Annotated in this window: 11 protein-coding genes; 6 read left to right on the forward strand and 5 right to left on the reverse strand. The window is 68.9% G+C overall.

The genetic code is table 11. The features are described from left to right. Positions 1 to 15 precede the first annotated feature (15 nt). From ACFWW9_RS05685 to ACFWW9_RS05705, 5 genes are all read left to right on the forward strand, one after another. Complete coding sequence (locus ACFWW9_RS05685) at positions 16 to 723, forward strand: cell envelope integrity protein TolA (protein WP_390371889.1); 708 nt, start codon at positions 16 to 18, stop codon at positions 721 to 723. Next, the gene (locus tag ACFWW9_RS05690; RefSeq protein WP_390371891.1) at positions 724 to 1,887 is read left to right on the forward strand and encodes a glutathionylspermidine synthase family protein; all 1,164 of its coding nucleotides are present in this window, start codon (positions 724 to 726) and stop codon (positions 1,885 to 1,887) included. A gap of 25 nt (positions 1,888 to 1,912) precedes the next feature. After that, positions 1,913 to 2,365, forward strand: a complete 453-nt coding sequence (locus ACFWW9_RS05695) for a DUF350 domain-containing protein (protein WP_390371894.1) — start codon at positions 1,913 to 1,915, stop codon at positions 2,363 to 2,365. A gap of 49 nt (positions 2,366 to 2,414) precedes the next feature. Next, a complete protein-coding gene (gene serS / locus ACFWW9_RS05700; protein ID WP_390371896.1) occupies positions 2,415 to 3,674 on the forward strand; it encodes a serine--tRNA ligase in 1,260 nt (419 codons plus the stop codon). A gap of 185 nt (positions 3,675 to 3,859) precedes the next feature. After that, complete coding sequence (locus ACFWW9_RS05705) at positions 3,860 to 5,245, forward strand: hypothetical protein (protein ID WP_390371898.1); 1,386 nt, start codon at positions 3,860 to 3,862, stop codon at positions 5,243 to 5,245. A gap of 126 nt (positions 5,246 to 5,371) precedes the next feature. Here ACFWW9_RS05705 and lhgO read toward each other — a convergent pair whose 3' ends face one another. The 3 genes from lhgO to ACFWW9_RS05720 form a co-directional block, all read right to left on the reverse strand. Continuing rightward, the gene (gene lhgO, locus ACFWW9_RS05710; RefSeq protein WP_390372021.1) at positions 5,372 to 6,544 is read right to left on the reverse strand and encodes an L-2-hydroxyglutarate oxidase; all 1,173 of its coding nucleotides are present in this window, start codon (positions 6,542 to 6,544) and stop codon (positions 5,372 to 5,374) included. Between the two features lie 2 nt (positions 6,545 to 6,546). Further along, positions 6,547 to 7,752 (reverse strand): glycosyltransferase family 4 protein, encoded by a 1,206-nt coding sequence (locus ACFWW9_RS05715; protein WP_390371900.1) that lies wholly within the window; start codon positions 7,750 to 7,752, stop codon positions 6,547 to 6,549. Positions 7,753 to 7,893: 141 nt separating this feature from the next. Beyond that, positions 7,894 to 8,595 (reverse strand): glycosyltransferase, encoded by a 702-nt coding sequence (locus ACFWW9_RS05720; RefSeq protein ID WP_390371903.1) that lies wholly within the window; start codon positions 8,593 to 8,595, stop codon positions 7,894 to 7,896. Between the two features lie 442 nt (positions 8,596 to 9,037). Here ACFWW9_RS05720 and ACFWW9_RS05725 point away from each other — a divergent pair, with 442 nt between their 5' ends. Further along, complete coding sequence (locus ACFWW9_RS05725) at positions 9,038 to 11,050, forward strand: hypothetical protein (RefSeq protein WP_390371906.1); 2,013 nt, start codon at positions 9,038 to 9,040, stop codon at positions 11,048 to 11,050. A gap of 62 nt (positions 11,051 to 11,112) precedes the next feature. Here the strand turns inward: ACFWW9_RS05725 and ACFWW9_RS05730 are convergent, their stop codons facing one another. Together ACFWW9_RS05730 and ACFWW9_RS05735 are read right to left on the reverse strand one after the other, a co-directional pair. Then, positions 11,113 to 12,090, reverse strand: coding sequence for a Gfo/Idh/MocA family protein (locus ACFWW9_RS05730; protein ID WP_390371909.1), 978 nt, complete (start codon positions 12,088 to 12,090; stop codon positions 11,113 to 11,115). Then, a complete protein-coding gene (locus ACFWW9_RS05735) occupies positions 12,087 to 13,184 on the reverse strand; it encodes a DegT/DnrJ/EryC1/StrS family aminotransferase (RefSeq protein ID WP_390371912.1) in 1,098 nt (365 codons plus the stop codon). The genes ACFWW9_RS05730 and ACFWW9_RS05735 overlap by 4 nt, the downstream gene beginning before the upstream one ends. Positions 13,185 to 13,358 lie beyond the last annotated feature (174 nt).

Below are 13,358 nucleotides of genomic sequence, written 5' to 3' on the forward strand. Positions count from 1 at the left end.
CGCCGGGAGTGGCTGATGACTGAGAACGACAGGTCCGGGACCTCTGGGACACCCGAGTCCGGACAGAACGTGCCGACACCGCCGAGCGGCGTGCCTGCCGGTGGCGCGCCCACCGGGGGCTCGACGCCGCCGCCGTACGTGCCCGCGACCGAGCAACCGCCCCAGCAGCCGTCGAACCCGCGTGGGCGGATCCGGCAGCAGGACGGTTCGACGAAGCCGCGTCCGCCGTCGCTGGCCGAGCAGCGCGCCCGCGAGCAGGCCCAGCGGGAGCTGGTCGCGGCCGACGAGGCCCGCGAGGCCGAGTACGCGCGCAAGAAGAAGATCCGCAAGCGGCTGCTCATCGGCGGCGGCGTGACGGTCGGCGTGGTCGCGCTGGTCGCGGTCGGGTACGCGGCGCTGAGCCCCAGCAACGTGACCGCGACCTGCACCACCAGCGACGACGTCGTGGTCGCGGACGACAACAACTGCGACGAGAACTACGCCCGCGCGCACGGCGGGTACTCCAGCGGCGGCTTCATCTTCATGCCGCTCGTCGGCGGCGGCTACAGCCAGTACCGGTACAACTACGGCGGCACGGGCGTGGTCGGGCAGAAGATCTCCGGCGGCACCACCGTGAAGCCCCCGAAGGCGAACATCTCCACCAGGTCGGGCACCTCCGTGCAGCGCGGCGGGTTCGGCGTGTCCAGCGGCGGCAGCAAGAGCGGAACGAGCGGAGGAAGCTGAGTGCGCCGAGCGACATCCGCACCGCGGCCGAACTGGCAGCGGACGGTCTCGGAACAGGGCTTGGTGTTCGGGGCGCCCGCCAGGGGCGTGGCGGGCATCGAGCGGCCGTACTGGGACGAATCGGCGCACTACGTCTTCGAGATGAGCGACGTCCTCTCGCTCGAGGCCGACGTGGAACTGCTGCACAGCATGTGCCTGGAAGCCGTGGACAACGTGGTGCTCACCGAGCGGTACCGCGACTTCGGCATCCAGGAGTGGATCTGGCCCGCCATCGCGGAGTCGTGGAAGCGGCGCGACCCGCACGTGTACGGGCGCTTCGACCTGCGCTACGACGGGTCGGGCCCGGCCAAGATGCTGGAGTACAACGCGGACACCCCCACCTCGCTGCTCGAGGCGGCGGTGCTCCAGTGGTACTGGAAGACCGAGGTGTTCCCGGAGGACGACCAGTGGAACTCGATCCACGAGAAGCTGGTCGAGCGCTGGGGTGAGATCGGGGCGATGCTCCCGTCCAACGAGCTCCACTTCACCTGGTCCTCGGCCGACACCTCCGGCGAGGACCACATCACGCTCGCCTACCTCCAGGAGACCGCGGCCGAGGCGGGCATGAACACCGTCGGCCTCTCCATCGAGGACATCGGCTGGGACACGCTGCTCAAGAGGTTCGTCGACCTCGAAGAGGAGCGGATGAGCACCGTGGTGAAGCTCTACCCGTGGGAGTGGGTGGTCGACGAGCGGTTCGGCCGCTTCGCCGTGGAGAGCCTGCCCGGAACGCTGTGGGTCGAGCCGCTGTGGAAGATGCTGCTGTCCAACAAGGCGCTCCTCGCGGTGCTGTGGGAGATGTACCCCGGCCACCCGAACCTGCTGCCCGCCTTCCTCGACGATCCGGGGCTGCTCACGGAGTACGTGCGCAAGCCCCGGCTGGGTCGCGAGGGCTCGAACATCCAGATCGTCGCTCCCGGCTACGAGACCCAGACCGGCGGGGTCTACGGCAAGGAGGGCTTCGTCTACCAGTTGTTCGACCCGCTGCCCGAGTTCGACGGCTACCGGCCCGCACTGGGCGCGTGGGTCGTCGGCGACCAGGCCGCGGGCCTGGGCATCCGCGAAACGGTCGGTCTCGTGACCGACGACGGCGCGGCCTTCGTCCCCCACCGGATTGTCGAATGAAGCACCCGCACCACATGGAGGGCCAGTGATCACCCAACTCGCGTTGGAGCCCGGATTCGGTTCCACGATCGGTCAGGGCCTCGGCGCGATCGCGCTGTACGCCGTCGTCGGTCTGCTGCTGATGATCGTGGGTTTCTACGCCATCGACTTCACCACGCCGGGACAGCTCAGCAGCCTGGTCCGCACGGGCAAGCCGAACGCGGTCATCGTGACCGCCGCGGGCCTGTTCAGCATGGCCCTGATCATCGTGGTGGCGATCAACAGCTCGGCGGGCAAGCTCGCCGAGGGCCTGCTCTACGCGCTGATCTTCGGCTTCGTCGGGATCATCGTCCAAGTGATCGCCGTGCGGCTCCTGGAGTGGGTCACCCGCCTCGACATCGGCAGGCTCATCGAGTCCGAGGTGTTCGCCCCGGCGAGCGTCGTGGTGGCCAGCGCGCACGTCGCGCTGGGCCTCGTCGTGGCCGTCGCGATCAGCTAGGCGACATCCGCAGGAGGTCACGGGGGGTCAAGGACTACCCTTACCCCTCGTGATCGACCTGAAGGCAGTGCGCGAGAACCCCGAAGCCGTCCGTGCGTCGCAGCGAGCGCGCGGTGAAGACGAGTCCGTGGTCGACGCGCTGCTGTCCGCGGACGAGCGCCGACGTGCCGCCATCTCCAGGGCGGACGCGCTGCGCGCCGAGCAGAAGCTGTTCGGCAAGCAGGTCGGCAGGGCCCGCGGCGAGGAGCGCGACGCGCTGCTGGCCAAGGGCAAGGAGATGGCCGCCGAGGTGAAGGCCGCGGAGGCCGAGCAGCACGCCGCCGAGGCGGAGCTGACCGAGCTGCACCGCGCCATCCCGAACGTCGTGCACCCGGACGCCCCCGAGGGCGGCGAGGACGACTACGTCGTGCTCAAGCACGTCGGTGAGCCCCGGACGTTCGACTTCGAGCCGCAGGACCACCTCGACCTCGGCGTGAAGCTGGGCGCGATCGACGTGGAGCGCGGCGCGAAGGTCTCCGGCTCGCGCTTCTACTTCCTCACCGGCGTCGGCGCGCAGCTGGAGCTGGCGCTGCTGAACATGGCCGCCTCGCTGGCCACCGACAACGGCTTCACGCTGATGATCACGCCCACGCTGGTGCGGCCGGAGATCATGGCGGGCACCGGGTTCCTCGGTCAGCACGAGAGCGAGATCTACCGGCTGCGCGACGACGACCTGTACCTCGTGGGCACCTCCGAGGTGCCGTTGGCGGGCTACCACGCGGACGAGATCCTGGACGGCGAGCGCCGGTACGCGGGCTGGTCGTCGTGCTACCGCCGCGAGGCCGGGTCGTACGGCAAGGACACCCGCGGCATCATCCGCGTGCACCAGTTCAACAAGGTCGAGATGTTCTCCTACGTGCGCCCCGAGGACGCCGAGGCCGAGCACCAGCGCCTGCTGGGCTTCGAGGAGCAGATGCTGGGCCGCATCGAGGTCCCCTATCGGGTGATTGATACCGCGGCCGGGGACCTGGGCACGAGCGCTTCGCGGAAGTTCGACTGCGAGGCCTGGGTGCCGACGCAGCAGGCCTACCGCGAGCTGACGTCGACCTCCAACTGCACCACCTTCCAGGCACGACGCCTCAACATCCGGTACCGCGACGACAACGGGAAGCCGCAGATCGCGGCGACGTTGAACGGCACCCTGGCGACCACGAGGTGGATCGTCGCCATCCTGGAGAACCACCAGATGGCTGACGGTTCAGTGCGCGTGCCCGAGGCTCTCCGCCCATACTTGGGCGGTCGCGAGGTGCTCGAACCGGTCTCCCGATGAAGAAGCAAGTCGCACAAATATGTGACTCTTTGTCACATATGGCGTACGGCATTGGCCTGACCTCGCATGTCTCAGATGGGTAACGAATACGTTCCGTAATGCTCCGGCAAGCATCCTTCGTGTAGCTCCCGAGTCCCTTCTGACGACACGTAGTGGTCAGGGGATATCAACTTGGGGAGTTCCGCATGGTGTTTCAAATCGCCGTAGGTTCCACAGAGCTCACGCCGAAGGTGCCCGCCTTCCCGAGCCTGTGGATGGGGGGCTACGGCTGGTCGCCCAGGGGTAGCTCGCCCGGCAACGTGGCGCGCGAGCTCAAGGCGCACTGCATGGTCATCTGGGACGACGGCTACCCGAACGTCATGGTGCGCTGCGACCTGATCAGCATCCCGCGGGACATGAACCAGTACATCCGCGGCACCCTGATCGACGAGGGCCTCATCGCGGACAGCGACTTCATGATGGCCAGCAGCCACACGCACTCCGGGCCGCTGGTCGGCGACATCAGACCCAACCCGTTCGTCCTGATGGGACTGACGCCCGCCGACATCAACGCGGTCAACGGCACCACCAACGTGCTGATCGACCGGATCCTCGACCTGGTCCGCGCGACGCTCAACAAGACCAGGACGACGGTGACCTTCCGGTACGCCGAGGCCAGCGTCAACCTGGGCTACAACCGGGTCGACAACATCCCGACCGTGCTCAACACGGTGCCGATCCTGGTGGCGCGCAAGGCGAACAACAACCGCGTCGCCATCCTGTTCGGCGCGGCCGCGCACCCGGTGGCCCGCGGCAACGACACGACGTTCGACTGCGACTACGCCGGTCGCGCGGCAGAGCAGATCCAGGCCTCGCTCGGCGTGCCCGCGATGTTCTTCCAGGGCGCGGCGGGCGACCAGAACGCGGGAGCCCCCGGCAGCACCAAGGGCAACGCGCTGGTCGTCAGCATCGGCGACAAGCTGGCGAACGCGGTGATCAACAAGATCAACGCGAACACCGGCTTCACCAACGTGACCGGTCCGATAATGACCAGGATCGAAGAGGTGAACCTCCCTCTCGCGGTGGACACGTCCAACCCCACGGTCATCGCCAACCTGCGCTCGCGGTACGTGGCCCGCCTCACGGACCCGAACCTGGCGGACTACCCGGAGAACAAGCGGCACGCCCAGACCATGATCGACCTGATCGACGGTCCCGGCCTGCCGACGCACCTCGCCATGCCGATCCAGCGCTGGCAGTTCAACGGGTTGACCATCCTCGCGCTGTCGCACGAGGTGCTGAGCACGTACCACGTGAAGCTCAAGGCCCTGTACCCCGGCAAGCTGTGGATCATGGCCTACGCCAACGAGGTCGAGGGCTACGTCGCCGCCGACGACGTGCTGTGGAACGGCGGCTACGAGGCCGGGTTCGACTACCCGGACAACACGATCGCGGGCCTCGGCTCGTCGGCGATCTCCTACTCGTGGCCCGCGCCGCTCAAGGCGTCGCCGCGCGGCACCACTCCCGCCGTGGCGGGGAGCACCGAGAAGATCGTCATCGACGCCTGCCTTGACCTGCTGAACAACATCTGATCCGGCGCGCTCGGCCCCGCACTCGACGATCGAGTGCGGGGCCGAGTCGCGTGTGGACCGCGAAGAACTGTCGGACCCCTTGCGTACCTCGTGCTTCGGGGGGCCCTCACGAGCGGGGGACCCCGTTCAGGCGTCGACCAGGCCCGCGATGTGCTTGGCGATCTCCAGCGCGCAGGTCGCGGCGGGCGACGGGGCGTTGAGGACGTGGACCTGGTTCGGGGCGGTCTCGATGAGGAAGTCGTCCACCAGCGAGCCGTCCGGGAGCATCGCCTGCGCGCGGACGCCCGCCTCGGCGCGCACGAGGTCGTCCGCCCGCACCGCCGGGACGAGCCGGGCGAGGCTGGCGGCGAAGCGGGTGCGGGAGAGCGAGCGGAGGACCTCGTCCGCGCCGGTGCGGGCGAACCTGCGGGCCAGCCGCCACGTGCCGGGGAAGCGGAGCACGTCCGCCACGTCGGTGGGGGACACGTCGCGCCAGCGGTAGCCCTCGCGGCGCAGGGCCAGCACGGCGTTGGGTCCCGCGTGGACGGTGCCGTCGAGCATCCGGGTCAGGTGGACGCCGAGGAACGGCAGCGTCGGGTCCGGCACGGGGTAGATGAGGCCGCGGACCAGGTGGCGGCGTTCGGGGCGCAGCTCGTAGTACTCGCCGCGGAACGGCACGATCGTCGCTTTCGGACGCAGGCCCGCCAGTCGCGCCACGCGGTCGCTGTGCAGGCCCGCGCAGTTCACCAGCGCGTCGGCCGTGATGACCCCCTGCGGGGTCGCCACCTGCACGCCGGTGGAGGTGGAGCGGATGGCCAGCGCGGGGCTGTGCAGGCGCAGGTCGGAGCCCGAGAGGCCCTCGACGAGCGCGGCGCACACGGCCGGGAAGTCGATGACACCGGTGGACTCCACGCGCAGCGCGGCCACGGCGGCGACCTCCGGCTCGTACTCGCGGGCCTCGTCCGCGGTGATCAGCTTGGCCGGGACGCCGTTGGCCTCGGCGCGCGCGGCGAGCTGGTTCAGTCGGGGCAGCTCGTCCTCCGACGTGGCCACGACGAGCTTGCCGCAGACGTCGACCGGGACGCCGTGCTCACGGGCGAACGCGATCATGGAGGCGTTGCCCGCGACGGACATCCGGGCCTTCAGCGAGCCGGGCTTGTAGTACAGGCCCGCGTGCACGACGTTGCTGTTGTGCCCGGTCTGGTGGGCCGCCCAGCGGCCCTCCTTCTCCAGCACCACGACCTCGTCGCCGCGCGCGGTCAGCTCGGCCGCGACCGCCAGACCGACGATGCCGCCACCGATGACCACCACGCGCCGCACGTCTACCCCCATCGCTCACCCGCCAGGCGTTTCAGGATATCCAGGTTGGCCGCGCAGATCCGGGGCATGTCCAGGTTGTTGTGGACCCACTTGCGGCCCGCCTCGCCGATGTCCGACGCCAGCTCCGGGTCGTCCAGCAGCTGGTTGATGGACGCGGCCAGCTCGGCGGTGTCGCCGGGCCGCACCAGCAGGGTCTCCGCGCCGTCGGTGAGCCGGGCGCAGGCGAAGTAGTCCGCGCGCTCGGCCAGCACGGTCGGGGTGCCCGCGGCCATCGCCTCCAGGCTCGCGATGCCGATGCCGAACCCCTGGAGGTCGTGCACCTCCAGGTCCGCCCCGGCGAGGACGCCGGGGATGTCCGCCTTCGGCAGCGCGCCCGTGCACACGATCGCGTGCCCCACGCCGAGCCGTCGCGCGCGCTCCAGGAACGCCCGGTAGTAGACGCCGCCGACGACCAGGACCTTGGCGTCCGGGTGGCAGGCGAGCACCCGCGGCAGCGCCTCCACGAGCGCGACCCGGTCGCGGACGGGGATGACGTGGCCGAGGGAGGCGATGATCGGGCCGTCGCCGAGGTGGAAGCGCTCGCGCACGGCCGCGCGTTCGGTCTCGCGGTCCAAATGCTCGAACCGGTGCGACTCGACGCCCACGGGAACGTGTTCGATCCGCTCGGCCGCGATTGCGTACCTGCGCCGGATGTAGTGGTGGAAGATGCGGTCGATCGCGACGACCGCGGTCGGCCGCACGTGGTCGAGGATCGGCCGCACGACCACCGCGTCGAGCAGCCGCATCACGAAGTGGGAAAAGGGCATCGGGCTTTGCAAGCGGGTGTGCAGCGTCAACAGCGCGGGGATCCGCCTGCGCCGCGCCCACAACCCGCTCTGCCACGTCAGGTCGAAGAACTGGCCGTGCTGGTGGACGACGTCCGGGCGGAAGTCGTCGAGCAGCCGGAATACCCGACCGCGGTTACCGGGGCGCAACGCGAACGTCATGTCGAAGTTGAAGGAGAATCGCGATTCCGGCAGCGTCCACGACGGGAGGCGCACGATCCGGATACCGTCCCGTACCTCTTCCGCGGGCGCGTCGCGGTACCCCGCGGCGATCACCAGCACCTCGTGGCCCTGCTCGGCGTAATACCTGCTCAAGGTGTCCGCGACGTGGGCGCTGCCGCCGACGCGAGGTGGGAAGAAGTTGTTGACGACGACGATCCGCACCCGGAGGACTCCCACAGTCGGCTGTACCGAAGACCGGACGGATCATCGTGATGATGCGTCCTTGAGGTATTCGGCAGGAACCGTCGGTGACTGAAGTCCACGATCCGGCGAACGTGTCGCCGCCGGATCTCCTCGGATGGTCTAGCGAGAACGGCGCTTGCGGTGCTTCGCGCGCACCTTGAAAAGGCCGATCCCCATCTTGTAAGCGTCGTTCACGACGTTGATCGTGCTGCCGCCGCGCGTTTGCTGACCGCGCAGGCGAACCGGGACCTCGACCGGACGAATACCGTCCTGCTCGGCCAGGTAGGCCAATTCCGTGGTCAACAGGAAACCGGGCTCGGTCAATTTACCGACGACCCCGCGCGCCCATTCCCCGTTGAGCACGAAAGTGCCCTGCGGGTCGCGGGTGCGCATACCGAGAACGGCGAGCCGCAGCACGAGGAAACCCGTGCTCAGCACCGCGCGCACCAGGCTCCGGTCGATAGCCGAGTCCGGGTGCGCCTTCGAGCCGATGAACACCTTGTGGTTGTCCAGGCCCAGCTTCTTCGCCTGGTCCAGGTCGTCGAACCCGAACGGCAGGTCGTCGGCGGTGAGGACGACGTGCGCCCCGCGACTCGCCGCGATCCCCATCCTGAGCGCGTTCCCCAGCCCCTTCTCCGAGCTCAGCACCCGCAGTTCGACCTGCGAGAACTGCCACGACTTCTCGATCGACCGCGCCAACTCCAGCGTGTTGTCCGTCGATCCGTTCTCGACCACGACGATCTCGTTGTGCTCACCGTCGAGGTGCTCACCGAGTTCCTTCAACGTCGCTTCGAGACCGTCCGCGCCGTTGTACGCCGGCACGATGTAGCTGAGTGCGACTGGACTGCTAGCCCCTGGCGTTCCCACGTCAACTCCCTGGCAGACTGTGCCGATGCCGGCCAGTTCGTTTCCGGCCTGCGACGGCACGCACCCTATCGTGGGTGCGAGTCGGTGCCGGTGCCGCCTCTGCTTCCGCGGTCGCCAGTGATCGGATCCACGCGAAAGGGCGATGCAGGTGACTCTGACCGAGAGTCGATCCGTTGATCTTCCCGATTCCGCCGAGCCGGGTGACGACCCGACTGGTGAGCGCGGCGGGCGGTGGATCGGTTTCCTCACGGTCCTGGGCGTTGCGGCGTTCGTCGGGATTGTCGCGCAACTGCCGCTGATCCGTAATCGGATCTTCTATTACTGGGACGATTCGGCGGCCGCGTTTCTGCCGCACTGGTTCCGAATCGGGACCGAGTTGCGGGCAGGGCACTGGCCGATGCTGGCGCCGGACGTGTGGATGGGCGGCAACTTCCTCAGCGAGGTCCAGCTGTCGCTGTGGAACCCGGTGTCGCTGGCCAACTACGTGCTGGTGTCGGTGCTGCCGGACCTCGCCGTGGCCGCGACGCTGGTCAAGACCGAGTTCCTGGTGCTCCTGGCGCTGGGCACGTACGTGCTGGCCCGTGAGTACGGCGCGAAGCGGGGCGCGGCCGCGGCCGTCGCCACGGCGCTGCCGTTCTCGGGCTACACGCTGTTCTTCGACGCGTCGGCGTGGGTCGCCGGCCTGATCGGGTTCGCGTGGCTGCCGTGGGTGTGGTGGGCCGCCCGTCGCGTGGGGCGCGGCAAGTCGAACCCGCTGCTGCTGCTCGTGCTCGGGTACCTGGCGATGAGCGTCGGCAGCCCGTACGGGGCGCTCGGGGTCGTGGTGATCCTGCTCGGCGTCTCCCTCGAACTGCTGATCCGGAAGAACTGGCGCGGGCTGGTCAAGGTCGTCGTGACCGGCGGCCTGGTCGGGATGAGCACGTTGGTGGTGTTCCTGCCGCTGCTGGGCAGCTCGTCCGTGACCTGGCGGACCGACTCCAAGCTGGACAACAACGGGTTCCTGGTGCCCGCTTTGTCCGACCTGTTCGGGTTGAGCGCGCCGACGTTCCAGGCGCAGCTGGAGTCGTGGCAGGGGGCCGAGGCGTTCACGTTCCCGATCACGTACCTGGCGTGGTTCGTGGCCCCGCTGATCCCGTGGCTGAAGTGGTCCGAGCTGCGCACGAGGGCGCGGGACTACCTGGCCGTGTTCCTGTTCCTGGTCGTGTACGTGCTGTTCACGATCGGGCCGTCGAACATGGGCATGTTCCGGTGGCCCGCGCGGTTGGTCGAGTACGTGTACCTGCCGGTGATGGTGCTGTTCGCGGTGCTGCTCAGCAAGGGGCTGCACACGTCGGCGAAGCGGAACCGGGCGGTCATCAGCGGCGCGATCGTGTTCGGCGGGTTCTACCTGTCGTGGGCTTCCCAGCCGTTGAGCTCGAAGTACCACGCCGCGGCCGCCGTGGTGGTCGGGGTGCTGCTGTTCGCGTTCCTGTTCGTGACGCGGCGGGCGCCCAAGTACGGGGCGTTGGTGCTGGTGGTGGGGACCGCGGCGGTGCTCGGGTTCCAGCTGATCCACTACAAGGGCAACAACAACGTCAACCCGTGGAACTTCCCCCACGACGTGTCGGCGATGCAGGCGCGGTTCGACCACCGGTACGAGGGGTCGACGCTGCTGATCGCGGACACGGCGGCGTTGGCGAAGAACACCGGCGGGGTGTCGCCGGAGCAGAGCTGGCGGGACGGGTTGTTCGGGGCGCAGTGGGAGGTCGCGGGGGTCTCGGCGCTGAACTCCTACACCGGGCTCGGGTACAACGCGTTCTCCGAGCAGCTGTGCATGAACTACTACGGCGGGGTGTGCCCGCAGGCGTTCGACCGGATCTGGCAGCCGACGTCGTCCAAGGTGGACGCCCCCCTGGCGGACACGCTCCGGCTCGAGACCGTCGTGGTGGCCAACGACTACCTGGACGAGCCGACGACGGCTCCCGCGGGCTGGTCGGAGAAGGAGAAGACGGCCGCGGTCACGGTGCTGCACCGGGACGAGCCGCTGCCGTTCAAGGACGGTCGGGTCTCGTACGCGGCTGATGGCGTGGAGATCACCGCCGACCAGGCCGACGGCGCCGAGGGCGAGACGTCGAAGTACACCGGGTCCGGTGGGACGGTGCTGTACGCGGCGCTGGCGTGGCCAGGGTGGACGGCCACGGTGGACGGGAAGACCGTCGAGGTGAAGCAGGGGCCCGCCGGGGTGATCCAGGTGGACGTTCCCGCCGCCAAGGACGGGGGGAGCACGATCGTGCTCGACTTCCAGCCGCCGGGGTTGAGCCTCGGGTGGAAGGTGACGTTGGTCGCCCTCGTGCTCGGGTTCGCCTACGCCGGGTTCGTGCTCGTGACCGGGCGGCGGAAGAGGACCGAGGACGCCGTCGCCGCCGAGTAGCTCCTGGAACGACGAAGGGCCCGCGCACCGGAAGGTGCGCGGGCCCTTTGCCTTGTCGCTGGTCAGCCGCCGAGGGCGGAGACCGTCGCGTGGTGCACGGCCAGGTGGGCCGGGAGGATCGCCTTGCGCTCCGCCGACACCTCGTCCGAACCCGCGCCCTTCTCGAGCAGGTTCAGGAAGTGGTTCAGCTGGGCGGCCAGCGGTTCCGCCGACTGCATGATCGTGGGGAGCTCGATCACCGTCTGCTGCTTGTAGCCGACGCCGTCAGCGGCCGGGGAGTCGGCGACGTGCTTGTAGATCGTGATGTCCCTGCGGAGCAGGTCGATCTCGATGAGCCGGTCCAGCTCCAGGACGCTGATCTGGCGGACCTTGCGCTGCGAGATGCGGCTGGCCGAGATCGTGGCCAGCGCGCCGTGCTCGAAGCTCATGGTGGCGTCGGCGCTGTCCTCGGACTTGTTCTCCTTGGACTGCGGCTGGAAGAAGCCGAAGCTGCCCTTGACCGCCGACGGGGCCTCGCCGATGAAACCGATGGCGAGGTCGATGTCGTGGATCAGCAGGTCCGTCGCGACACCGGTCTTGATGCGCGGCACGAACGGGCTGTGGCGCATGGCGTTGACCTGGACCACGTCGCCGATGAACTGCTTCGCCGTCAGGATCGCCGGGTTGAAGCGCTCCAGGAAGCCGCAGACCAGCGGGAGGCCGAGGCGCTCCGAGGTCTCGACCAGCTCGGCCGACTGCTCGTAGGTGGCCGCGAGCGGCTTCTCCACGAGGAGGGGCTTGCCCATCTCCAACACCTGGCGGGCGATGTCGTAGTGCGCCTCGGTCGCGGCGGCGATGACGACCGCGTCGACCTTCGCCAGCTCGTCGATCGAGTCCGTGTACGTGGCGCCGTAGCGCTCCGCGATGTCCTTGCCGATCTCGGCCCGCTGCTCCACCAGCAGCGTGAAGTCGGCGCGGTCGGACTGCGAGAGCACGCGGGCGTGGAGCGAGCCCATCATGCCCGCGCCGACGAGGGCGATCTTGGGCTTGGCCGTGGTCACGCGCCGAACACCTCCCGGACGGAGCTGACGATGGTCTCGAGCTCGGCGTCCGTGAGCTTCGGGTGCACGGGCAGCGACAGCGCCTGCTCGGCGACCTTCTTGGCGACCGGCACGTCGGAGGCGATGACGTCGGCGCGCTCGCGGTAGCAGTCGTAGTCGAACACCAGCTTCGGGTAGTAGATCCCGTTGCCGATGCCCTTCTCGTTCAGCTTCGCGGACAGCTCGTCGCGGGTCACGGCGGCGTCCTCGCCGACCAGGACCGTGTACTGGTGCCACACGTGCTCGCGGCCCGGCAGCACGCCCGGCACGGTCAGGCCGGGGATGTCGGCGAGACCCTTGGACAGCGCCTCGGCGTTGCGCTGGCGCGCGGCCGTGAGCGTGGCCAGCTTCTCCAGCTGCGGGATGCCCAGCGCGGCGTGCAGGTCGGTCAGGCGGTAGTTGTGGCCCGCCATCTCGTACTGGTAGCGGGCGCGCATGCCCTGGTTCCGCATGACGCGCAGCTTGTCGGCCAGCGCGTCGTCGGAGGTGGTGATCATGCCGCCCTCGGCGGTGGTGATGTTCTTCGTCGCGTAGAGGGAGAAGCAGCCGATGCCGAAGCTGCCCGCCGCCTTGCCCTCGAACGTCGCGCCAACGGCCTGCGCGCTGTCCTCGACGATGGTCAGGCCGTGCTGCTCGGCGAGCGGCACGAGCTTGCCCATGTCCGCGGTCTGGCCGTAGAGGTGCACCGGCATGAGGACCTTGGTGCGGTCGGTGACCTGCGCGGCGACGGCGTCGGCGTCGATGCAGAAGTCGTCGGTGCGGATGTCCGCGAACCGAGCGGTGGCACCCGCCTCCAGGATCGCGTTCAGCGTCGCGACGAAGGTGAAGGGCGAGGTGATGACCTCGTCGCCCGGCTTGAGGTCCAACGCCTGGATGGAGGCCACCAGCGCGGTGGTGCCGTTGTTCACGGCGATCGCGTGGGGAACTCCGGCCACCTGGGCGAAGGCCTCTTCGAAGCGCTTGACCATGGGGCCCTGGGCGATGACACCGGACCGGAGCACCTCAAGAACCAGCGGCTCCGCGTCTTGGACGTCGACAACGGTGATGGGAATCATGCAGCAGTCTTTCGCTCCGGAGACGGTGGACCGCGTCCGGTAAGGTGACTGGTCGTCCCGCCCCTGACGCGTTGCCACACGTTACCCGCCGATTGCGGCCGTGTTGCTGTGGGTCCGGGGCAGGGGCCAGGGCAGTGACCTGGGTCATTCGAACGACATCTGAGCAGGAACGGA

The organism is Umezawaea sp. NPDC059074 (assembly GCF_042738955.1).
Classification (GTDB): domain Bacteria; phylum Actinomycetota; class Actinomycetes; order Mycobacteriales; family Pseudonocardiaceae; genus Umezawaea.